At 62.2% G+C, this 20,575-nt stretch carries 19 protein-coding genes; 13 read left to right on the forward strand and 6 right to left on the reverse strand.

The genetic code is table 11. The annotated features are described in order from the left end of the window. Positions 1 to 339: 339 nt before the first annotated feature. From WKV53_RS15090 to WKV53_RS15115, 6 genes are all read left to right on the forward strand, one after another. The gene (locus WKV53_RS15090) at positions 340 to 1,386 is read left to right on the forward strand and encodes a hypothetical protein (protein ID WP_341405601.1); all 1,047 of its coding nucleotides are present in this window, start codon (positions 340 to 342) and stop codon (positions 1,384 to 1,386) included. Positions 1,387 to 1,538: 152 nt separating this feature from the next. After that, entirely contained in the window at positions 1,539 to 2,330 is a 792-nt protein-coding gene (locus tag WKV53_RS15095; protein ID WP_341405602.1) for a PEP-CTERM sorting domain-containing protein, read from the forward strand. Positions 2,331 to 2,386: 56 nt separating this feature from the next. Then, positions 2,387 to 3,562 carry a type 2 periplasmic-binding domain-containing protein gene (locus WKV53_RS15100; RefSeq protein ID WP_341405603.1) on the forward strand — a complete coding sequence of 392 codons (1,176 nt, stop codon included), beginning with the start codon at positions 2,387 to 2,389 and terminating at the stop codon, positions 3,560 to 3,562. 112 nt (positions 3,563 to 3,674) lie between these two features. Continuing rightward, positions 3,675 to 4,556 carry a hypothetical protein gene (locus tag WKV53_RS15105; protein ID WP_341405604.1) on the forward strand — a complete coding sequence of 294 codons (882 nt, stop codon included), beginning with the start codon at positions 3,675 to 3,677 and terminating at the stop codon, positions 4,554 to 4,556. A gap of 53 nt (positions 4,557 to 4,609) precedes the next feature. Continuing rightward, the gene (locus WKV53_RS15110) at positions 4,610 to 5,182 is read left to right on the forward strand and encodes an NADPH-dependent FMN reductase (protein WP_341405605.1); all 573 of its coding nucleotides are present in this window, start codon (positions 4,610 to 4,612) and stop codon (positions 5,180 to 5,182) included. A 183-nt stretch (positions 5,183 to 5,365) separates the two neighbouring features. Then, entirely contained in the window at positions 5,366 to 7,042 is a 1,677-nt protein-coding gene (locus tag WKV53_RS15115) for a glycoside hydrolase family 5 protein (RefSeq protein WP_341405606.1), read from the forward strand. A 247-nt stretch (positions 7,043 to 7,289) separates the two neighbouring features. Here the strand turns inward: WKV53_RS15115 and WKV53_RS15120 are convergent, their stop codons facing one another. Continuing rightward, positions 7,290 to 9,185, reverse strand: coding sequence for an ABC-F family ATP-binding cassette domain-containing protein (locus WKV53_RS15120; RefSeq protein WP_341405607.1), 1,896 nt, complete (start codon positions 9,183 to 9,185; stop codon positions 7,290 to 7,292). Positions 9,186 to 9,344: 159 nt separating this feature from the next. Between WKV53_RS15120 and WKV53_RS15125 the strand changes: the two genes are divergently transcribed. Beyond that, entirely contained in the window at positions 9,345 to 10,421 is a 1,077-nt protein-coding gene (locus WKV53_RS15125) for a hypothetical protein (protein ID WP_341405608.1), read from the forward strand. A gap of 50 nt (positions 10,422 to 10,471) precedes the next feature. Here WKV53_RS15125 and WKV53_RS15130 read toward each other — a convergent pair whose 3' ends face one another. The 4 genes from WKV53_RS15130 to WKV53_RS15145 form a co-directional block, all read right to left on the reverse strand. Continuing rightward, positions 10,472 to 10,888, reverse strand: coding sequence for a hypothetical protein (locus tag WKV53_RS15130; protein ID WP_341405609.1), 417 nt, complete (start codon positions 10,886 to 10,888; stop codon positions 10,472 to 10,474). Between the two features lie 15 nt (positions 10,889 to 10,903). Further along, a complete protein-coding gene (locus tag WKV53_RS15135; protein WP_341405610.1) occupies positions 10,904 to 11,251 on the reverse strand; it encodes a hypothetical protein in 348 nt (115 codons plus the stop codon). 49 nt (positions 11,252 to 11,300) lie between these two features. Continuing rightward, a complete protein-coding gene (locus WKV53_RS15140) occupies positions 11,301 to 11,783 on the reverse strand; it encodes a hypothetical protein (protein ID WP_341405611.1) in 483 nt (160 codons plus the stop codon). 392 nt (positions 11,784 to 12,175) lie between these two features. Further along, positions 12,176 to 12,775 (reverse strand): hypothetical protein, encoded by a 600-nt coding sequence (locus WKV53_RS15145; RefSeq protein ID WP_341405612.1) that lies wholly within the window; start codon positions 12,773 to 12,775, stop codon positions 12,176 to 12,178. Positions 12,776 to 13,184: 409 nt separating this feature from the next. Between WKV53_RS15145 and WKV53_RS15150 the strand changes: the two genes are divergently transcribed. From WKV53_RS15150 to WKV53_RS15170, 5 genes are all read left to right on the forward strand, one after another. Continuing rightward, entirely contained in the window at positions 13,185 to 15,959 is a 2,775-nt protein-coding gene (locus tag WKV53_RS15150; protein WP_341405613.1) for a S8 family serine peptidase, read from the forward strand. A gap of 127 nt (positions 15,960 to 16,086) precedes the next feature. Beyond that, complete coding sequence (locus WKV53_RS15155; protein ID WP_341405614.1) at positions 16,087 to 16,413, forward strand: hypothetical protein; 327 nt, start codon at positions 16,087 to 16,089, stop codon at positions 16,411 to 16,413. A gap of 532 nt (positions 16,414 to 16,945) precedes the next feature. Further along, the gene (locus tag WKV53_RS15160) at positions 16,946 to 17,572 is read left to right on the forward strand and encodes a peroxiredoxin (protein ID WP_341405615.1); all 627 of its coding nucleotides are present in this window, start codon (positions 16,946 to 16,948) and stop codon (positions 17,570 to 17,572) included. A 330-nt stretch (positions 17,573 to 17,902) separates the two neighbouring features. After that, positions 17,903 to 18,667 carry a hypothetical protein gene (locus tag WKV53_RS15165; RefSeq protein ID WP_341405616.1) on the forward strand — a complete coding sequence of 255 codons (765 nt, stop codon included), beginning with the start codon at positions 17,903 to 17,905 and terminating at the stop codon, positions 18,665 to 18,667. Next, positions 18,664 to 19,461: a hypothetical protein gene (locus tag WKV53_RS15170; RefSeq protein WP_341405617.1), complete on the forward strand. Its 798-nt coding sequence runs from the start codon at positions 18,664 to 18,666 to the stop codon at positions 19,459 to 19,461. Before WKV53_RS15165 ends, WKV53_RS15170 begins: the two co-directional genes overlap by 4 nt. On the opposite strand, the gene WKV53_RS15175 is transcribed toward WKV53_RS15170, so the two are convergent. Further along, positions 19,442 to 19,708 (reverse strand): hypothetical protein, encoded by a 267-nt coding sequence (locus WKV53_RS15175; RefSeq protein ID WP_341405618.1) that lies wholly within the window; start codon positions 19,706 to 19,708, stop codon positions 19,442 to 19,444. The genes WKV53_RS15170 and WKV53_RS15175 overlap by 20 nt on opposite strands. Before the next feature lie 24 nt (positions 19,709 to 19,732). Here WKV53_RS15175 and WKV53_RS15180 point away from each other — a divergent pair, with 24 nt between their 5' ends. Continuing rightward, entirely contained in the window at positions 19,733 to 20,548 is an 816-nt protein-coding gene (locus tag WKV53_RS15180; RefSeq protein ID WP_341405619.1) for a glycoside hydrolase family 16 protein, read from the forward strand. Positions 20,549 to 20,575: the final 27 nt, after the last annotated feature.

Below are 20,575 nucleotides of genomic sequence, written 5' to 3' on the forward strand. Positions count from 1 at the left end.
AGGCCGTGGACAATGGCTGCGTGACCGGCTGGTGTCACGAGGGCGTCACTTGAATGGAGGTCCTTGTCGATCTCGTCACTTGTGTCGTGAGATGATGAGTGGATCTATCATCCGCGCTTGATGTGTGGATCGATCCTCCGCGTTCGACGCGGCGCGTTGGACTACAACACTCCACTGTTTCGCGTGCACGGAATGTGTCGGGTCCGTCACCTGCGGGGATCGGTTAGGTGTCCGTGATTGTCACCGGCGAATGTGACGAATCCGTAAGACCTCAACCCTTCACGAGCGGGAACAAGGTCCTAGCCTTCGCCCGTTCAGACCCGACTCCCCACACCGCACATGAAACCAATCCAACTCTTTCTAACACTTGCGACGGTCCTTGCGCCGGCCGCTCTTCATGCCGCTGCACCGACGTTTGCCCAAGGCGACATCCTGATGGGCTTCCACGCCACCAGTGGCGATGGAGTGGCTGACACCTACGTCGTGAATCTCGGCAGCGCTGCCAGCTACCGCGATGCCACGAGCAACATCACGCCGACGCTTGGGAACATCGGAGCTGACCTCGCCGCGATCTATGGAGCGAACTGGCGCACGCGCACGGACCTCTTCTGGGGCATCGCCGGTTGTTCCTCGAATGCGATTCCGGTCAATGGCGATGTGGCCAAGGTGATCTATGCCTCGCGCATGGAAGTCACCCCGGGCACGTCCGAAGGCGGCTGGAGCGGACTGAACAGCACGATCCGTGGTGAAGTCGCCACCGACATGCAGCAGATGACCTCCACCACCTCGGGCTTCCGCTCCTATCAGGCGTCTTCGAACAGCGCCTTCGCGGTTTCCCAAGGTACGTCCGATGCTTCGAGCTGGGCTGCCTTCATGGCTCCTGGTCCGCAGACCGCGGGTCTTCTCGACTTCGACGCCTTCTCCGACATCGAAGCGCTGCCGAATCAATCGCTGAGCCTCTTCCGCATCGCGGCTTCCACCGCTGGAAGCTATGAGGGCCACTTCACGATCAGCGCGGCTGGCGTGGTGACCTTCGTGCCAGCAGCTGCGACGGGAACCACCTACGCACAGTGGGCGGCGACCAACGTGAACAACCAAGGCGACACGCTCGACTTCGACGGTGATGGCGTGCCGAACGGCATTGAATTCTTCATGGGCCAGAGCGGCAGCGGCTTCACTGCGAATCCGCAGATCGCACTCGACCACACGATCACCTGGAACCGCGCGACCGATCGCACGGTGAGCTCGGTCTTCGTGCAGGTGTCCACCGACCTCGTGACGTGGACGAATGCTCCCTCCGGTGCGGTCTACAATGCGAACTCGGTGGTCTACACCGTGCCTACCGGACTGACGAAGCACTTCATCCGTCTTCTGGTCACTCCCTGATGGGCTAAAGGCCTCTGGCAGAGCCCGTGACACTATCGTCGCGGTGATGCCGTTGGCTGACACGGAAGAAAGCCTTTGCTTCTGCACGCTGCGGGCGAAAGCCACTGCCTACGCCCCAGTCCTCCAACAGAAGAAAGACTCCTAACACGACAATGAAAACTCCCATGGTCAAATCCCTCCTCACGCTCGCCGCGGCATGTGCCGTCGGTGCTGCCACGGCGAATGCCGCGCTCGTCACTTACTCCAAGGGCGATCTCCTGATGGGCTTCCAGGCCACCAGCGGAACCGGCTCCAGCACCGTCTACGTGGTGAACCTCGGCGCGGCTTCCAACTACCGCGACGACGTCAACACGGGCACGGTGAGCATCGGCGACATCGGCACCGATCTCGCGGCCATCTACGGCGCGAACTGGAACACGCGCAATGACCTCTTCTGGGGCATCATCGGTACCTCGAGCAACATCAGCAGCGAGACCGTCAATGGCGACATCGGCCGCGTGCTCTACGTGTCCCAGCCGCAGGTCACCACCGGTGACGCGGGCGTGGGTCCTGCCGGCCTCAATGCCACGCAGCGTGGTGATGTGGCCAACAAGGTGGTCGCGATGGGCGGCACCTTTGATAACTACCAGTCGACCGGGAACAGCTCCGTGGCTGCCTCGGAAGGCTCCGGCGATGCCAACAGCTGGAACAGCTACTTGGCACCCGGCGGTGTGAACAGCGGTGGTGGTGTTCTGGACTACGGTGCCTTCTCCCAGATCGAAGGCACCACGAGCCAGACGCTGAGCCTCTTCCGCGTGTTCTCGGCGACGTCGTCGAGCTCGTTCGAAGGCCAGTTCTCGCTGTCCTCCAACGGCACGCTGACCTTCGTCCCGGAACCCACGTCCGCCGCACTGGCTGGCCTGGGCACCGTCCTCCTCGTCTTCCGCCGCCGCCGCTCCGCTTGAAATCAAAAACGACACAGACCCTGACTCCCCTCAAACTCAAAACCACCCCGACAACCATGAACACCAAGCACTCCATCCTCGCTACCGCTCTCGGCCTTGGCCTCGCTGCGGTCGCTTCCGCCGACACCACGACCACGATCGTGCTCACCGGTTCCACCGCCTTCCGCTCCGCTGCCCACGCCGCGATCCAAGCGACGATGACCGGTGAAACCTTCGCCTACTCCGGCACGGACATCACCGCCGCCACCTACGCGATCTTCACCGAAGTGACCGGTGTGAGCCCGAACCAAAACACGCTGATCGTGAAGACCTCCTGGACCGGTTCCGCCGCGGGCATCCGCGACGTGGCCCAGGGCAACACCGTGAAGGTGATCCCGAGCAGCCAGACCCAGACCGTGGGTGGCACCGCGAGCGTGCCGGTGGACGGCAACGGCGTGCTGGTGACCTCCGAGAACCTGGTGGCTGACGCCGCGATGTCGGACGTGTTCCAAGCTTCCACCATCTACACCACCCCGACGCTGGTGGACAACAAGGTGGCCGTGGTTCCCTTCACCTGGGTGGCCAACGACGGTGCTCCTGCCGAGCTTGACGCGATGACCCCGCTGCTGGCCCGCGCGCTGTTCTCCAACGGTTCGCTGCCGCTGTCGATGTTCACCGGTCTGCCGGCTGACAATGCTTCCTTCGTCTTCGCGACCGGCCGTGACCCGGAGTCCGGCACCCGTATCACCGCCGCTGCCGAGTCCGGCCAAGGCGTGTTCGCCTCCGCCGTGCACTACCAGCCGGGCACCATCACCGGTGACGTGATCCAGAGCCACCAGATCTGGCCTGCCCAGGTGACCCCGATCGCCTATGACGCCGGCAACAACGGCTACACCTCCGGCGGCAACCTGCGCTCGGCCCTGGCTGCGAAGTCCTTCTCGACGCTCGGCGGCTACTACGTGAGCTACCTCGGCATCAACGACAGCAACACCGTGGTCACCGGTGGCGGCAAGCGCCTCAAGTGGAACGGTGTCGACTACAGCGACAACAACGTGCGCGAAGGCAAGTACAGCTTCTGGGGCTACCAGCACATGTTCTACCGCTCCACGCTGACCGGCACGCACCTGACCAAGGTCAACGCGATCCGCGACAACATCGTCAGCACCGTGGCTGCCCCGAACGTGAAGCTGACCGACATGAAGGTGTCCCGTATCTCGGACGGCACGCTCATCGGTTCGACCCTGGGCGACTAATATCCATCGAGCGGACGCTGTCCGCCTGATCTCCATGGCGCTTCCGCTTCCTCCTGGCGGAAGCGCCATTTGGTTTCAGCAGGCTGTTTGTGAACGAGGATTGATTCATTCGATGAAGACGACTGACTCACGCATGGGACGCTCAGGATGGCTGAAGATCGTGGCGCTGGTGCTGCTGTCGCTGGTGGCGATTCCGCTGCTGCTGCGGAAGCAGAAGGGTGAAGTGCTTTCCTCGCATGAGGAGGCTGTGGCGATGGAATCGGCTGGCAGTTCTTCCAAGGGGGTGAAGGTGGGTGAGGGGATGCGCGGTGTTTCCGCGGATGGGGGTGAAGCGTTGGAGGCGTCCAAGCCTACCAAGGTGAGGGACAGGAGTGTGCCTTCCGGGCTGGGGGAGTCGGTGGCGCAACAGGAGTCCAGTGGCTCTAACAATTTTTCCGAGGAGCGGGGCCAGCAGAGGGCTGGTGTCCGCTCTAACAATCGACGGCAACGGGTTTCCGGTGGTGATGGTTCGTTTGTCGAAGAGGGCGGTGAGATTTCCCGTGGTTCCGGTGCGGTGGCTTCCGGGATGGGTGTGCTTTCGGCTGAGGGTGGCCATGGAGGAGTGGGCAATCACGCGACGGGTGATGCTGCTGCGGCGAGTCCGGCAGCGGCTGGGCCTTCTGCGGTTTCTGCGACGCCTCCGGCTTCGAAGCCGGTGATCACGCGCCCGCCGGAGATGCCGATCAGTCACTTGATCGATGACGAGGTGGCAGCGGCGGTGGCTCCGCAGGTGCCGGCTGACACGATGGAGGCGATCCGGCAGACCTTCGAGCAGGAGGCCGGTGTGAACGAGCTGGCGCAGGATGATCCGGCGTATGCGGAGCGGTGGGCCGAGGCGGAGCCGGCGGCGGCGGAGCGGATCCGGGCGATGTACGGGTGGGATGCTTTTGCTGCCTTCCAGCGGAAGGTGGTAATGGAGAAATTGGCGGCGCAGAACACGGCGAACAGCCAGTGACGGGTGTCGCAAGATCCCCTTTCCTTCGCGTGAAAACGGGGCAGGTTGGGGCAATGACCAAGCTCCTGATTCTGCCGGGCAGTGCCCGCCGTGATTCCGTGAACCGCAAGCTGGCTGGACTGGCTGCGCAGCTCGCTGCTGAGGCGGGTGCGGAGGTGGATTTGATCGATCCGGCGGACTATGAGCTGCCGATTTTCAATGGGGATCTGGAAGACGCGGAGGGATTGCCGGATGCGGCGAAGCGGCTGAAGGCGAAGTTTCTGGCGGCGAATGCGGTGGTGTTTGTTTCGCCGGAATACAATTCGTCGGTGACGCCGCTGATGAAGAATTTCATCGATTGGGTGAGTCGTCAGGAGACGGATGATGAGCCGTCGCTGGCGGCGTATCGGGGGAAGGTGGCGGGTTTGCTATCGGCTTCGCCGGGGGCGCTGGGGGGATTGCGGGGGCTTGTGCACTTGCGGTCGATCCTGGGGAACATCGGGGTGCTGGTGGTGCCGAAGCAGTTCGCGCTGAGCGGGGCTTATGGGAAATTTGATGAGGGAGGGAAGCTGACGGATGAGTCGGCGGTGAAGTCGGTGAAGGGAGTGGTGGAGGAGGTGATTTCGGTGGCGGGGAAGTTGGGGTGATGAAGTGCCGAGTCATCAGTCATCAGTGACCAGTGAAACAGCCCGGGACTGGTGGGGGAAACGAACCGCGGAGACGCAGAGGTCGCAGTGGAAGCGCGGAGAAGAGGGTGGGGGCCAGTCGATTGGGTTTCCGAGGCTGGGGATCTCGTTCATTCTGGGCGTGTTCGAATTCCCGGACAGCCTATGGATGTTTCCTTCGTATTGCCGCTGATGTTCTCGCGCTTGGTTCTTTTGTTGGCTCTGGTCGCTCCGCTGGGGGCGGAGGAGTTTGTGCCTTTCCAGCCTTCGCATGCGCGGTTGTTTTTGCGGGTGCCGGGGGAGGCGGCGCCTTTGAAAGAGGCGAGTGTTTCGATCGGCGAGTGCTTGCCGGGGAACTATGAGGATACGCCGGAGAAGCGGGCGCGGCTGACGGATATTTCGTTTCCGATCACGTGGTGGAAGTGGCGGGAGGTGGTGGTGAAGTTCACGCCGGCGCACGATGGGACGATGGAGCTGGATCTGAATGGGCCGTGGGGTGAGGCGCGGCCGGGGGTGCTGCGGCAGATGGAGGTGCTGTGGGACGATCTTTCGGCGAAGGGGGCGGTGCTGGCGAATGGGAGTTTTGAAGATGAGGCGGAGGGGAAGCCGGTGGGGTGGGAGTCGCCGTGGCGGCCGTATCCTGCGGGGGACAAGTGGCCTCTAACAGGTCGTGAGGCGGTGGAGGGGAAGCGGGTGGCGGCTTCGTGGCATGGGCGGCCGCTGGTGGGGAAGCTGGGGGTGAAGGCGGGGGTGCCGGTGACTCTAACACTTCATGCGCGGGCGGCGACGGTGCCGGATTTCAAGGAGCCGAAGATCCTTTCCGGCGATACGCCGGCGCATAAGGCGGCGGCGAAGTTGAAGCGGGGGGTGAACTTTGGGAATGGGTGGGAGGCGGAGCCGGGGACGTGGGGGATCACGTATGATGTGAAGGATGTCGATCTGGTGGCGGAGCAGGGATTCGATCACATCCGGGTGCCGGTGGCGTGGCACTTCTATCTGGAGGATGGGAAGATCAAGCCGGAGTTCCTGGCGGTGCTGGAGCCGGTGCTGAAGCGGGCGATGGAGCGGAAGCTGAGCGTGATCCTGAACTGGCATCACTATGGGGCGCTGGAGAAGGATCCGGAGGGGAATCGGGATGCGTTTGCGAAGGGGTGGAAGGCGATCGCGACGCACTTCAAGGATTACCCGGCGGGGCTGTATCTGGAGCTGCTGAATGAGCCGAATGGGGCGCTGGATTATGAGGCGCTGACGAAGGTGCATGCGCAGGCGATTGCTGCGATACGTTCTGTTAGTCCGCAGCGGATCCTGGTGGCGGATCCTCCGCAGTGGGCATCGGTGCCGGGGTTGGACCGGTTTTTCCTGCCGGATGGGGATGATCGCATTATCACGAGCATCCATAGTTATGAGCCGTTCCAGTTTACCCACCAGCGGGCGGGGTGGGTGGGGTTTCAGGATCTACGAGGGATCTCGTACCCGGGGCCGCCGGCGGTGCCGGTGAGTGTGCCGGATTCGCTGAAGGGGAATGCGGGGCTGGTGGCTTGGCTGGAGGCGTACAATACGCGGAAGGGGACGGATAATCCTTGTACGGCGGCGACGTTCGAGCTTTTGTTAGATGATGCGGCGGAGTGGTCGAAGCACTTCGGGCGGGCGATCCATGTGGGGGAGTTCGGCTGCTACAAGGAGGCGGATGCGGCGAGCCGGAGCCGGTATGTGCGGGACTTCCGGATGGCGGCGGAGAAGCGGGGGATGCCGTGGACGATGTGGGACTGGAAGGCGGGGTTCGGGTATTGGAATGCGGAGCAGGGGAAGCCGATGTTGAGGGAGGCTTTGTTTGGGAGGTGAAGGGGTGGTGGCGTTTACCGCGGAGACGCAGAGGTCGCGGAGGGACGCAGAGGGGTTGATGCGATTCTTGCCGGAGGAGTGACGACACTTTTGTCGTCACGGGTTTTTGACGGGGGGACAGGAGTGTCCCCCCTCCTCAGGGGCGTCGAGTGTTTCGGGCCACCCGGTGCTTCGGTGCCGCACTCGGAGAGTGCGGACCACTATGGGCGCTTGGCCTGAAGCAGCTTTGTGCTGACTTTGCGGCCGGTTAGCTTGCGGCGCTGAGGGCTTCGAGCTCTTCCCAGCGGGCGTAGAGTTTGGCGACCTTGGCTTTTGCTTCGTCGAGCTTGGCGGCGGTGGCGGGGATTTCGGCGTAGTTCTTTTGGAACTCGGGGTCGGCGAGTTTTGCTTCGAGGGCGGCGACGGCTTCTTCGGCGTGGAGGATGGTTTCTTCCATGCCTTCGAGTTCCTTGCGCTCGGAGAGGGTGAGCTTGCGGGGCTTGTTAGAAGCGGGGGCGGCGGCCTTTTGGCGGGCGGCGGCGTCGCGGGCGGCGGCTTGGGCGTGGAGGCGTTCGACTTGTTCGCGGGCCTGGCGCTTCTCGAGGTAGTAGGAGTAGTTGCCGGGCTGGACTTTCACTCCGCCGTCTTCGAAGGCGATGATCTGGTCGCAGATGCGGTCGAGGAAGTAGCGGTCGTGGGAGACGACGAGGACGGAGCCATCGAAGTCGGCGAGGGCTTCCTCCAGCATGCGGAGCGAGGGGAGGTCGAGGTCGTTGGTGGGCTCGTCGAGGACGAGGAGATTGCCGCCGGTCTTGAGGACCTTGGCGAGCATGAGGCGGGCGCGTTCGCCGCCGGAGAGGAGGTCGACGCGTTCATTGATGCGGCGGTCGTCGAAGAGGAAGCGGCGGAGGTAGGCGCGGGCGCCGAGGGTCTGGTCGCCGAACTGGAGCTTCTCGTTGCCGTCGGAGATTTCGTCTAACAGGGAGCCCTTGGCATCGAGCGCCATGCGGGTCTGGTCGATGTAGTTGATGCGGACCTTCTTGCCGACGGTGGCGGTGCCTTCGCTGGGGTCCATCTGGCCGAGGCAGACCTTGAGGAGGGTGGTTTTGCCGACGCCATTGCGGCCGACGATGCCGGTGCATTGGCCGGCTTCGAGCTTGAGATTGAGATGGCGGAAGAGCCAGCGGGGTGAGGATGCTGTGCCGACATTGACGCCGGCGCTTTCGAGTTCGACGACCGTATTGCCGAGCTCGGGTGGGGGCGGGATGAGGAGGTCCATCTCGCGTTCCTCGGGCGGGGCTTCCATGCCCTCGATCTCGTAGAACTGGTCGAGGCGGTGGCGGGACTTGGTGCCGCGGGCTTTGACGCCGGAGCGGACCCAGTCGAGTTCCTCGCGAAGGAAGCGCTGGCGGCGACGTTCGGTTTGCTCGGCGATCTGTTGGCGGACCGCTTTCGATTCGAGATAGGCGGTGTAGTTGCCGGGGTGGGAGTAGGCCTTGCCGTTGTCGATCTCGATGATGCGGGTGGCGATGACGTCGAGGAAGTAGCGGTCGTGCGTGACGAAGATGACGGCGCCGGCGTAGGTCTTGAGGAAGTCTTCCAGCCAGCGGATGGAGTCGGCGTCGAGGTGGTTGGTGGGCTCGTCTAACAGGAGGAGATCGGGCTGCGAGGCGAGGGCGCGGCAGAGGGCGACGCGGCGTTTTTCGCCGCCGGAGAGTGGGCCGACGGTGGCCTCCAGTGGCGGGGTGCCGAGGGCGGTGGCGGTGGCCTTGATGCGGGCGTCGAGGTTCCAGCCGTCGGCGTGATCGATGAGGTGGAGGAGGTCGGAGAGCTCGGCTTCCGAGCCATCGCCGTCTTCATAGCGGCGGATGGCCTCGACGACATCGGCGGCACCGGCGGAGATGTTTTCGTGGACGCTGAGCTCGGGCTGGAGCTCGAACTCCTGGGGGAGGTAGCCGATGCGGAGGGCGCGGCGGAGGGAGATTTCTCCGGAGTCGGCCTGCTGGGAGCGGGTGAGGATTTTCAGGAGCGAGGTCTTGCCGCAGCCATTGCGGCCGACGAGGCCGACCTTTTCGCCGGCGGAGACGGCGAGGGTGACGCCATCCAGCAGCGTTTGGTAGCCGTAGGAGAGGCGGAGTTCATTGGCGGAAAGCAGGGCGGACATGACCGCGGGGATGACGGTGCATTGTCGGGGGAAAGGCAAGGGGGAAGCGGCTGATCAGTCGGCCGGGAGGAGGAAAGGGGCGAATGGGGGTGTGCGGTCGGTGAGACTTTACCCGGTTTTTACGAGGGTTTTCACTGCCTTCCGCTAGGATGGGGCAGGATGTTCACTACGCGATACCTTGCGCTGATCCCTTTGGTCGGCCTTCTCTTGTCGGCAGTTGAGGCCGAAGAGGGAGAGCGTGCCGCAATGCGCCAAGAGGCAAGGGAGGCGTTGGGGGGTATGTTTGGGAAAGCCTCGCTCAGCATCAATAAGGTCGCTGCCGTGGAGGATCCGAGTCTTACCCGGTTGTTTCCGCACGCGAGATTCGTTCGGACTTCGGCTTCAGTCATCGTGGATCCAGTGACCGAGCATGGAGCCCGGCTGGAATTCGTGATTTACTCCCATGAAGACACAAGGGTGGTAATCTCGATGTCTGGCGACCGCAGCGGATTTGCCGAGCTATGCAAGAAGGCGGATGTCCATTTGCGCGATGAAAACGAAGCCTCCCAATTGGCCATGGCCTTCGCTGCGATCTATCGGCTTGGAGAGCCGATGGTGTGGTCCGGAGGTGGTGGTTATCTTGTCCGGTTCGGTTTGTCAGCCGGCGGGAAAATCTGGCAGCACGGAAGCGAGTTTGTCTTTCGATGCGATGAGGGAAAGAAGGTTGTGGAAGTGACCGAAACTCAAGTGCCCCACGACCTCGGGGATGCGGATGCGGTTTCCGTCGAGAAGATCAAAGAAGCACCCCGGGAGAAGACCAACGTGTTCGCATTGAAAAGAGACTGGGCACCGAGCGTGAGTGGGGAGGAAGCCTTGGAGGTGGAAGTGCCGGGTGCCGCGTTGATAAGGATCGCTGCTGTGAGGTTTGGAGGAAGCAAGGCGGCGGTGGTTGTACAAGTCGACGAATTCTTTCTTGAATACCGGGAATACCAGTTGGCTGGAAAACGGTGGGAATTATCGCGGAAGGCGAGATTGCGTGAGTTGAACGGGGCGCTTTCGCTCAGGCTCAAGGAGGTAGAGATGAAGCGGCTTGGCGAAGCCACCGTCCGCTTTGGAAAGCAATCGCTAGAGACCAGTGTAGGCGGTTGGGAACTTGCCGTAGTTGGAAGGGCATTTCCTCGCGAGAAAGACGATTCCGTCCAATCGTTCCGATTGGAGGGTGAAGCGTTCGTGGAAGTAACAGACGTGGAGAATTGATAAAGGGGGCATTCGAGCCGAATGAGAACTGAAGTCCGCCGCGTGATCTGTTAATGAGCATTGGGTGGCTGCGCAGCGGATAGGGAGTAGAGGAAGGTTGAGGCTCGGCCATCAGAGCCGAAGCCGATCCAGAGCCCGTCAGCGTGAGAATGGGTCGCCATCGTCTTCCAATCCCGTGCCAATCCCCTGGTCTTGTAGCCCTCCCAATCGTTAAGCCAAATCCACACCTCGCGCTCGACATCCTCATTCTGGGGATCACCCAGGATGCCACGAATTTCGTTCTTCGTCTTGCCCTTGAGACTAGGCATGGCGCCAGTGTCTCGCCTGTTGATCATCGCGGAGAATCGCTCGGATTGCGGGATCTCCGGGAGAGGTTTTTGACGCCCGATAAGAAGCAAACTGGTCGCACCCACTGCGACCGACACGATTGCAACCAGAGCGCGATGGCCGGGTTTGCTACAGCGCATGGTTGGGGGGCCTGATCATGTCCAACTCTTCCCTGAATACCACGAAGGATGCTCTGCGTCCGAGCCGAAAAACTGCCAGTCGTCCAAGGTATCAATGAAGTCCTGCCGCTCGTATCGAGCGTAGGCTGGACCGAGAATAGACCAGTAATACTCGTCCACAGCGGGACGCGGTGTTTGTTCGGACGGCTCGTGAAGAACGGAGATGACCGCACCGATGCGGCGTCCGAACTGATGAACCAACCCGAGATACTCGTGACTGCGACCGTCCTGCGCAGCGACGACAAATGGTGAGGTGAACCGAATTCCCAGATCGGCTGCTGCCTCCTTCCATGCTGCTACTACTCTAGCCTCCGTATCAGTCATTTGCGCGATCACAGCCTAATAGTGTTTGTTATCCGGGCGAGCGGGGGAATCATTTTGGCCCGGGGCTGGTGGCCGATTGTCCGCCGCCGTTTTGTTCTCCACCTGTGCCGCCGACGCGGGATGCCTCTAACAACTGGCTTTTGAGGTATGCCTCAACCTGCCTCCATTCGACCGTTGGCTCCGAGATCATCTCGGCCGGCCCTGAATCCTCCATCTGTTCGATTCCAGATCGTCCATTGCGATCCCTAAAGAATCGCCACTTGGGCGAACTCCACGTGCCGGAACGGGATGGCGAGACCTCGCGGGGGATCGTGCGGGTCATCTGAAACTCCGCGGATACGCCCCGGGGCGTGCCATCCCAAAGGGGAAGGAGGGCTGCAACCAGGCGATCCTGCGTATCTGACCACCTTGCTCCCACTTCGAAGCTCTCCATGGTGTCGCCCATCTTCAGCGAGACGGGCGGTGTGCTCGATCGACGACACGAGGGCATCGCCGCCATGACGCCAATCGCAACAAGTGTGGCGATCTTCATTTTTGCAAAATGCTAGAGTGGATGCACCGGCGAGAGCGAGTCCGAAGTCAACTTGCAGGTCTATTGCCGGTCGTCTTCTTTCTTCGGGAGTGCGGAGCTGAGAAATTCCCGCGCGCATTCTTCCGCCCGTTGGCGAGCAATGGGGCCGGTGCGGCACTCGCGATCTTCATGATTCGATGATCGGATCTCGTCCCCGCGTCCCTCGTCATCAGAGACGGCCCACCACCAGATGTTGCGATCCATCTCTTCGGCCCGAAGCATGAGGCCACCCCAAATGGCGGTGCAGTCATCCTGCAAGTCTCCTGTCCACCGGATGGGTTCAGTTGGCGGTGTCATCGGTGCTGTGGTTTCCTGGTTCTGCGGCCTATCGTGGGTTGGTTGTCTCCATCCCGTTAGTAGTATGTGGTCGTCTGATCATCGGAGATGGAGAACTTCCGGGTCTTGAGGTCGTAGCAGAGGGCGGTATCGAGCCAGTCGTCTGAATAGAGGGTGAGTCGGATGCGGTTGCCGTGGTCGGGCCATGGGCCGATCCTGGTGATAAAGTAGTAGTCCGAAGGGAGACGCTTGCCAGTCGCTCGCGTGAAGTAGTCGAGAGCGGCACGTCCAAATGTCGGGGTGCCCACCAATGAGTAGTGTAGCTCCGAATCCCGGTGAAGGAGCCAAACCTCGTTCGCCCGGTGATAGAGTTTTTCATCCGCGAAGATCCATTGCTGGTCGGGCGAGATGGTGAAGTTCGCGCCCGGGCAAGTGGTGGCGTCCGGATGCGGGAGGTCGGGAAGGGGGACCCGGTGGGTGCTGGTTACGATCCAGTAGTGGGGAGAGGGAGCGTCGCCTTCGAGTCCGGTCGTTTCGATGTGAAAGCGTGGCTTTGTCGCGGTCGCGATGGTGGGATGGTGATGGACCGGGGAGATCGTTGGCTCGGCGGGCTTAGGGGACGCACATGAGCAAACCGCCAGGGTGGCAAGGAGGGTGAATGCGGGTCTGCGGGGCATTGTTTTGGGCTCCGTTGCTTGGGCGAATGTTTGAAGGGTAGTGGTCAGCGGGGTGTGAGATGGAGGCTGAGTTCCTAGGTTCACACGCTACTTTGGCTGCGGCCATGTGGGAAGGCGAGTGCGCTTGTGGAGGTCAGGGTGAGAGGCGATGGGTGGATGTGGCTCGATCGTATGGTGCCCCTTCAGGGCACGGTGGGTTTGGGTGCGGGGACCCAGGGCGTTGCCCTGGGCTGAGGGATTTCGCCCCTTTGGGGCTGGAGATGGGATGGGTCTGCGGGGTTCTAACAGGGTATGCAACTACGTGTAATCCGGCCTTCCGCGATCACGTGATTCTTTCGGGGCGGAATTGTGGAATGCTTCGGGCACCCAAATATCAGGTTTCCCTGACCTTCATCCCCCGGTCGCCCCCTTGAAATTATCCCCCGTCACGCTTCTGCGATTGCTGCTGTTCGTCGTGCTCCCGCTGCTGGGAGGGACGAGCTGGGGCAGCCAATTCACGTGGAATTCGCTGGTGGGCTCGGGTGGGAGCGGGACGGCGGAGGTGGTGGCGATCCGGGCTCCGCGGCAGGCAGGGGAGGCTCCGCCGGCGTTTGCGGCGGTGAATATGAAGGGCGCGGTGGATCTGGCGGGGCTACCTTTGCTGGATAGCCTGACGGCACCGACGGCGGCGGTGCTGCGCTACTCGGATGATGCGAGTGGGAAGCGGACGAAGTTGGATTGGTCGGCGACGATCCGTTCGACGGGCGGGGTGAGGATCACGGGGCTGGCGACGGCGGGGCCGTCGGGAGAGATTTTCGTGTGCGGAGTGTCGGAGGGGCCGCCGGTGTTCGGTGGTCTGGTGCTGCCGATCGGGCCGAGGGATCCGCGTGGGTTTGTGGCGCGGCTGGATCCGGCGGCCGGCGTGTGGCTGGGGTATTTCATTACGGAGGGGATCCTGCCGACCGGGGTTTCATTCGGGGCGAATCAGGTTTTTGTGACGGGTGGCGGTTGCCTGTGCGCGGCATATTCCGCGGGTGGGATGCCGCGATGGATGGCATCGCTGCCTGCGGGATCGATGGCGGCTTCGCACATCGATCTGGGTCCCGGCGGGATTCAGGTGCTGGCGAAGTCGGCGGAGGGTGACGGGAGCCTGAAGGTGAGCCGGCTGTCTCCGCTGGATGGGTCGACGCTTCAATCCTTCGCGGTGGAAGGCAGTGCTGCCTGCAAGGCGGCGGGGCTGCGCGTGGGCAGCGATGGCGCGGTGTGGGTGGCGGCGAATCGTGCGCCGGGCAGAAACCCGGTGCGCGGCTTCCTGACACGACTCCGCCGCGATGGCACGACGGAGTGGAAATCCGACCTGGGCACTCCGGAGACGATCGCCGACATGGTGGTGGGATCATTCGACCTGGATGCGGAGGGCAATGCGTGGGTGGGTGCGAAGCTGAATGGGCGCTGGGCTTTTCCGGATCTGGATGCGCAGGACTTCGTGCAAGACGTGGCGCTGGTGGCGGTGGATCAGGCGGGGAAGGTGTTCGATTTCCAGCGTGGCACGGGCGAGGGTAAGGAGAGCGCGACGGCGGTGTGTGCGGCAGTGCCGGGGATGGCGATGCTGGGCGGGTCTTGCTCGGGTGGCTTGCTTTCGCTGGGTGGGCTTTCGCCTCTGACGCCCGGGAGCGGTGGATCGATGTTTCTTTCGTCGGTGCGGAAGGCGGCTGGCTTGAGCCACTGGGTGTTCCGGAATGATCCGGCTTCGCCTCATTTGTTAGATTTGCCGGTGTTGCGGCACTTGCTGCGTGCGCTGGGGATCTCGCCTTACGTGGATGTGAACAACGGGCTGCTTGGCAGTGCGGTGACTGGCTATGCGACCAAGGAACAGATCGCGCTGCTGCGCGCGATCGGTGGGGTGGTGGCGGAGCCGGAGATCGAGATCGAGCCGAAGCTGGCCGACCGCGGATGGGCGCTGGCGCGGATGGCGGATGCGTCTAACAAGGCGCTGCCGCAGGACAAGGTGGACTACGAGCCGGTGGCGAGCACGAAGGGCGTGCGGCTTTATCTGATCGATACGGCGGTGAAGCATGTGGCGAATTGGTTCGCGGCGAATGACAAGCTGACGAATGACGGGACGGTGCTGATTCGTGGGTCGGGTGATCCGACGGTGTCGTCGCAGTTCGAGCACGGGACGCGGATGCTGTCGCTGATCGCGGGGCCGGAGACAGGTGCGGTGACGCGGACGCCGGTGCGGATGCTGAATCTGGACATCTATCCGAAGGGGAACTCGACCTCGGGACTGCTGGCGAATGCGATCCTGGAGGCGGTGGATCATCATGAGGAGAATGAGCCATCGCAGCCGGCTACGATTTGCCTGGCGAGTTCGTCGACGGCATCGGCGGATAGCACGATCGTGCGGATGGCGCTGCAGAAGGCGGTGGATGCGGGGATCGTGGTGATCGTTTCGGCGGGGAATGATGGCAAGTCGGCATCGACGTACTTGCCGGCGCGCTATGGGACGATGGATGGGGTGATTTGTGTGGGGGCGAGCGGGACGGCGAATGAGCGGGCCACGTTTTCGAACTATGGGCCGGCGGTGGATGTCTATGCGCCGGGGGACAGTGTTCGTTCCCTGCGGTATGCGGATCCGCAGAAGGGGACGTATGATTTGATCAATGGGACGAGTGCTTCCGCGGCGTATGCGAGCGGGGCGGCGTTGCTTCAGCTATCGCTGGATCCGGGGCTTTCGCCGGGTGCCGTGGAGGCGGCGCTGAAGTCGCGGGCTTACAAGGGGCCGGTGACGTTGTTGCAGCTGGCGAAGCCGGTGGCGGCGGTGAGCAAGGAAGCCTCCATGCCGGAGGATTATGATGGGGATGGTGATGGGTTTGTGGATTTGATCGAGAGGTTCCATGGTTCATCGGTGACGGATGCGGCGTCGCGGCCGGTGCCGATCACGTTGCGGCCGGAGGGGAATTCGGTGGCGGCGAGGTTCACGATCGCGTCTGATTTGTTTGTGAGTTCGAACCCCTATCAGCTGTCCGATGGGACGCGGTGGAAGGTGATGGTGTCGGAGGATCTGAAGACGTGGCGGGTGGCGGAGGGGACGCTGACGACGTCGGCGGGGAGTAGTGGGACGATGGAGGTGAAGTTTGTTTTTGCGAAGAGTGGGGAGCGGGGGTTTGTGAAGATTGAGGTGGTGCCGGCGGAGGAGGTTTGAGGGGGTAACCGGGGTCTTCTTTCGGGCTGAGCCATGCTTTCAGCATGTCCTGGTTGCGATGGAATCGCTCGGTGTCATCGCACCACAGGTCCATTAGTTGGCCCTCCCACAAGAGAAGCGTGAGCCCATGGTCGAAGTAAACGTATGCCGTCCATTCGTAGGCGGCGACGAGACCCATCCATCCGGCGAGCAGGTCGCTTTCCTCGCCATGGAAGAGGTGTCCCGGGGTGTCGATGATCCGTCGTTCTTCGCTGCTGGCTTTCCGGAGCTGAGTGACCATCGCCATCTGGTCAGGGGTGTAGTGGGCCCAGTCGGTGATGTGCAGCAGGGCGGATTGGAAGGGTTCGTTGAGGAGGACGAGGTTTCGCAGGAGCGCCATGGGATGAGGGCGCAAGGGGAGCTGAAGGTAGGGGCTTTCTCCACGGTTGGGCAGGCGGTAAGGGTTCTCCGTTAGGCCCTTGGCAGCGAGCCACTCGGTGCATTCATGGTCGGTCAGCGTTTTCAGGGCGTTAGAGAATAGCGGGTTTTGAGTCCGGGGGCAATGTTGGTCCGCCGGGCGCTGTTGTTTGATTTTGTTCGGACGATGAATGGCGGATCCATCTTTCGTGGCGATTGCGGGCTCGACCCGTCTCGCGGCCCTTCAGGCCGCCGTTGGTTGTGTGCCGGAAACCCAGCCCGATGGGCTGGGCTGAGGGCTGGCCGGGCCGTTGGCCCTGAAGAGGTGAGAGATTGGGTATCGGAGATGTTGATGGCGTGAGTCTGGAGGCCGGATCGATTGGACGGGAGAGGTGGCGAGATTGCACATGGGTGCTTCCCCGCAGCAGGGCTGCTGGCATTGAGCGGCAGCAGGGCTGCCGCAGTCCGGGTCTTCGACCACTTGGGCGGAGCTCTTTCTGGAAAAGGGTTGCCCGGCGGGTGGGGTGCGGCTACCGGGCCGCCCGGATTTCCATTCCATTCATTCTCTAACAAACAAATCGCCACACACCATGCCCGTTCTCGTAGGTAAGAAAGCGCCGTCGTTCACTGCCAAGGCCGTTGTCGCAAACACGATCATCGAGGGGTTCTCGCTCGATCAATTCCTGGGGAAGAAGTATGTGATCTTCTTCTTCTATCCGAAGGATTTCACGTTTGTGTGCCCGACGGAGCTGCATCGTTTCCAGGAGGAGATCGAGGAGTTTGAATCGCGCGATGTGGCGGTGGTGGGTTGCTCGACGGATTCGGAGTTTTCGCACTGGGCCTGGTTGCAGACGCCGAAGGCGAAGGGTGGCATCGAGGGGGTGACGTATCCGCTGGTGGCGGATGTGAACAAGACGATCTCGGATGCGTATGATGTGCTGGCGGGTGATTACGACATTGATGAGAACGGGACGCTGGTGGTGCGGGGTGAGCTGGTAGCCTATCGCGGTTTGTTCCTGATCGATAGGGAGGGAATCGTGCGTCACCAGGTGGTGAATGACATGCCGCTGGGGCGGTCGATCCGTGAGGCGCTGCGGTTGGTGGATGCGTTGCAGCACTTCGAGCAATTTGGTGAGGTTTGCCCGATGGATTGGAATCGTGGGGACAAGGCGATGACGCCGGACCACGAGGGGGTTTCGGGGTATCTGGCGAATTGAGGGTGGGTTTGATTTGATTCTTGAGGCGCGGCTGCGGGTGATTCGTGGCCGCGCTTTTTTTGTGTGGATTAGCGAGTGCCGGTGCGTAGTTCCGCCATGAAGAGGATTGAGAGTAGCAGGCGGTTCACGTTGCTCCTGATTTCTCACGAACGCGCCTACGGAGAGTTGGCGGGAGTGGGTTGGTGAAGCGGAGCGCTAGAAGCCGGAACGACGCAGTCGTTCCGCTACGAAGAGAGATTTGCCCTTTCTGCGAGGCTTTTCGATGAATCTTCGGGGGACATTCATGTTTCGTTCATCGGTGGTTCACGGGCGGGGATTTTTCTTCTCAGCGTGATCCGCCGCCTGTTGCAGCCGCAAGCCGACTTGCTCGATGACCCGACGCCGGGGAAGATCGCGCGGATTGCGGGTTTGGCGGCGGTGGCGCTGGCGGCTTATGGATTCACGACGGGCTATTGGCGCTCGCCGCTGATGGGGGTTTATGTGGCGCTGAAGATGCCGCTGCTGGTGGCGTGCACGCTTGGCTGCAATGGGATGCTGAATGGGCTGCTGGGCGTGCTGTTAGGTGGGATTGGATTCAGGCAGTCGATGCTCGCGCTGCTGAGTGCGTTCGCGGTGTCGGCACTGCTGCTCGGATCGCTGGCGCCGGTGACGCTGATGCTGGCGCTGAATGCGCCGTCGCCGGAGTCGCCGCAGGCCTTGTCGGCGCATGCGGGGTATCTTTTGTTTCACGTGTTCCTGGTGGCGGTGGCGGGGATTGCGGGGACGCTGACGCTTTATCGGATCCTGAGGCAGCGTTGTCCTTCGCAGGGTGTGGCCACGATCACGATGCTGGCGTGGCTGGCGGGGAATGGATTTCTCGGTGCGCAGTTCTCGTGGATCCTGCGGCCATTCTTTGGGACGCCAGGACTGGTGGTGCAGTTCTTCCGGCCGTTTCCGATGCGCGGCAGCTTTTATGAAGCCGTCTGGAGCTCGCTCAACAAAAGCACCCATGGCAATGCCGCATTCGCGATCGCGGGGCTGCTGTTAGGTCTCGTGGTGATCGCCTTGCCGATCCTCCGCACTCTTTTTCCCAGAACTCAACTCGTAAGACCATGAACCAAGATAGCCAGAATCCGATGCCGCCCTTCGCGCCGGCTCCGCCGCCTCACTCGCCCTATGGGGCACAAGCCCAAGCACCGGCTCCCCGTGTCGAGCCGCCATTGCCCGAGAAGCTGGACATGCGCGCGCTCTTCGAGGCGCTGCTGCGAAGTCCGCGGGCGCTGGTGGGGCGGCTGGCCGATCCGGGGCATGGGGCGTTCGTTCCCTTCCTGATCATCGCGGTGCTCTCGCTAATCGTATTCGGTGCGGTGCTGGGGAGCTTCGCGATGGGGACGCAGATGTGGGCGGCTCCGGTGAAGATCACGGCGGGGCTGCTGATCGCGGGAGTGATCTGCTATCCGAGCCTGTATATCTTCTCGTGCCTGGCGGGATCGCAGGCGGGGGCGTCGCAGCTGGCGGCGACCTTTGCCGGGATGCTGGCATTGGCGGGGCTGCTGCTGTTAGGGTTCGCGCCGGCGGTGTGGATCTTCACGCAGGCGACGAATTCGCTGGGCTTCATGGGGGTGCTGTCGCTGGGTGCGTGGTTCATCGCGCTGATCTTCGGGCTGCGATTCCTGAGGAATGCGGTGAGCTCGACGGGTGCGGTTTCGAAGGGGCCGTTCTCGGTGTGGAGCATCATCTTCCTGCTGGTGACGCTGCAGATGACGACCTCGCTGCGGCCGATCCTGGGGCGGTCGAATCATCTGCTGACGGATGAGAAGAAGTTCTTCATCCAGCACTGGATCGAGTCGTCGGGCGAGGAGCTTCCTGACAGCCGGAAGACGGCGGGCACTACTTCCACGAACCCCTGATGAAGGCGAAGCCACCGCGCATGAAGATGAAGATGAAGCCGAGGTCTTCGGAGGTGTCCGCGAGGTCGGCACGCAAGCCACGGACGAAGACACCCGCAGTGATGGCGAAGTCGCGTGACCGGCTGTTCGAGTCGCTGCGGGAGGAGCTGGGGTTGTGAAGGCCCTTGGCTGGTGAAGGGATCGACAACGAAAGTGTCGAAATCGACGAAAGGAAGAAGTAAGAGAGAGTCGGAAGAAGTCCTTCCATCGCCGCGTTCCTACCTGAACCCATATGAAATCCATCTTCTGCCTTCTCGGTCTGGCTCTTTCCACTCATGCCGCCGACTGGCGCCTCATTTGGTCGGATGAGTTCGATCATGCGGGGGCGCCGGATGCCAAGAAGTGGACGTATGAGAAGGGCTTCGTGCGGAATGAGGAGCTGCAGTATTACACGGCGGATCGTCGGGAGAATGCGCGGGTGGAGAATGGGAGCCTGATCATCGAGGCGCGGCATGAGACGTTTGCGAATGCCTTTTTCAAGGAGGGGTCCGACAACTGGATCACGAAGCGGAAGGAGGCGGAGTATACCTCGGCGGCGCTGATCACGAAGAAGCTGAAGGCCTTTCACTATGGGAAGGTGGAGGTGCGGGCGAAGTTGCCGGCGGGCAAGGGCGTGTGGCCGGCGATTTGGATGCTGGGTGACAACAACGGCGGGCATTGGCCGGTGTGCGGCGAGATCGACATCATGGAATTCGTGAGCCATGAGCCGGGGGTGGTTCATGCGACGATCCACTTTGCAAAGCCGGGGACCGGCGAACACGGGCAGGTCGGCGGGGACACTCGCTCGGAGACCTTGCACAGCGAGTTCCATGTTTATGGGCTCGAGTGGGATGAGAAGAGCTTCAGTTTTCTCTTCGATGGGAAGCCTTACAAGACCATCGAGCTGGATGTGGCTGGCAAGGGGGCGGAGAATCCGTTTCGCAAGGCGGATGCGTTTTACCTGATGCTCAATCTTGCGATCGGAGGGGCGTGGGGAGGCGAGGCGGATCCGAAGGTGTATCCGCAGAAGTTCGAGATCGATTGGGTGAAGGCGTGGGAGAAGAAGTGAGGTGAGCGCCTCAGATCAGGTCACGAC

The organism is Luteolibacter sp. Y139, assembly GCF_038066715.1.
In the GTDB taxonomy this organism is placed as follows: Bacteria; Verrucomicrobiota; Verrucomicrobiia; order Verrucomicrobiales; family Akkermansiaceae; genus Haloferula; species Haloferula soli.

What these genes read in the sequence shown, in the direction of transcription:
- WKV53_RS15170 (WP_341405617.1), top strand. Translation starts at nt 18,664, where the DNA reads ATGAACCAAGATAGCCAGAATCCGATGCCGCCCTTCGCGCCGGCTCCG.
- WKV53_RS15125 (WP_341405608.1), top strand. Translation starts at nt 9,345, where the DNA reads ATGTTCACTACGCGATACCTTGCGCTGATCCCTTTGGTCGGCCTTCTC.
- WKV53_RS15155 (WP_341405614.1), top strand. Translation starts at nt 16,087, where the DNA reads ATGGTCGAAGTAAACGTATGCCGTCCATTCGTAGGCGGCGACGAGACC.
- WKV53_RS15180 (WP_341405619.1), top strand. Translation starts at nt 19,733, where the DNA reads ATGAAATCCATCTTCTGCCTTCTCGGTCTGGCTCTTTCCACTCATGCC.
- WKV53_RS15120 (WP_341405607.1), bottom strand. Translation starts at nt 9,185, where the DNA reads ATGTCCGCCCTGCTTTCCGCCAATGAACTCCGCCTCTCCTACGGCTAC.
- WKV53_RS15160 (WP_341405615.1), top strand. Translation starts at nt 16,946, where the DNA reads ATGCCCGTTCTCGTAGGTAAGAAAGCGCCGTCGTTCACTGCCAAGGCC.
- WKV53_RS15115 (WP_341405606.1), top strand. Translation starts at nt 5,366, where the DNA reads ATGGATGTTTCCTTCGTATTGCCGCTGATGTTCTCGCGCTTGGTTCTT.
- WKV53_RS15145 (WP_341405612.1), bottom strand. Translation starts at nt 12,775, where the DNA reads ATGCCCCGCAGACCCGCATTCACCCTCCTTGCCACCCTGGCGGTTTGC.
- WKV53_RS15135 (WP_341405610.1), bottom strand. Translation starts at nt 11,251, where the DNA reads ATGACTGATACGGAGGCTAGAGTAGTAGCAGCATGGAAGGAGGCAGCA.
- WKV53_RS15130 (WP_341405609.1), bottom strand. Translation starts at nt 10,888, where the DNA reads ATGCGCTGTAGCAAACCCGGCCATCGCGCTCTGGTTGCAATCGTGTCG.
- WKV53_RS15100 (WP_341405603.1), top strand. Translation starts at nt 2,387, where the DNA reads ATGAACACCAAGCACTCCATCCTCGCTACCGCTCTCGGCCTTGGCCTC.
- WKV53_RS15095 (WP_341405602.1), top strand. Translation starts at nt 1,539, where the DNA reads ATGAAAACTCCCATGGTCAAATCCCTCCTCACGCTCGCCGCGGCATGT.
- WKV53_RS15105 (WP_341405604.1), top strand. Translation starts at nt 3,675, where the DNA reads ATGAAGACGACTGACTCACGCATGGGACGCTCAGGATGGCTGAAGATC.
- WKV53_RS15110 (WP_341405605.1), top strand. Translation starts at nt 4,610, where the DNA reads ATGACCAAGCTCCTGATTCTGCCGGGCAGTGCCCGCCGTGATTCCGTG.
- WKV53_RS15140 (WP_341405611.1), bottom strand. Translation starts at nt 11,783, where the DNA reads ATGAAGATCGCCACACTTGTTGCGATTGGCGTCATGGCGGCGATGCCC.
- WKV53_RS15090 (WP_341405601.1), top strand. Translation starts at nt 340, where the DNA reads ATGAAACCAATCCAACTCTTTCTAACACTTGCGACGGTCCTTGCGCCG.
- WKV53_RS15175 (WP_341405618.1), bottom strand. Translation starts at nt 19,708, where the DNA reads ATGGAAGGACTTCTTCCGACTCTCTCTTACTTCTTCCTTTCGTCGATT.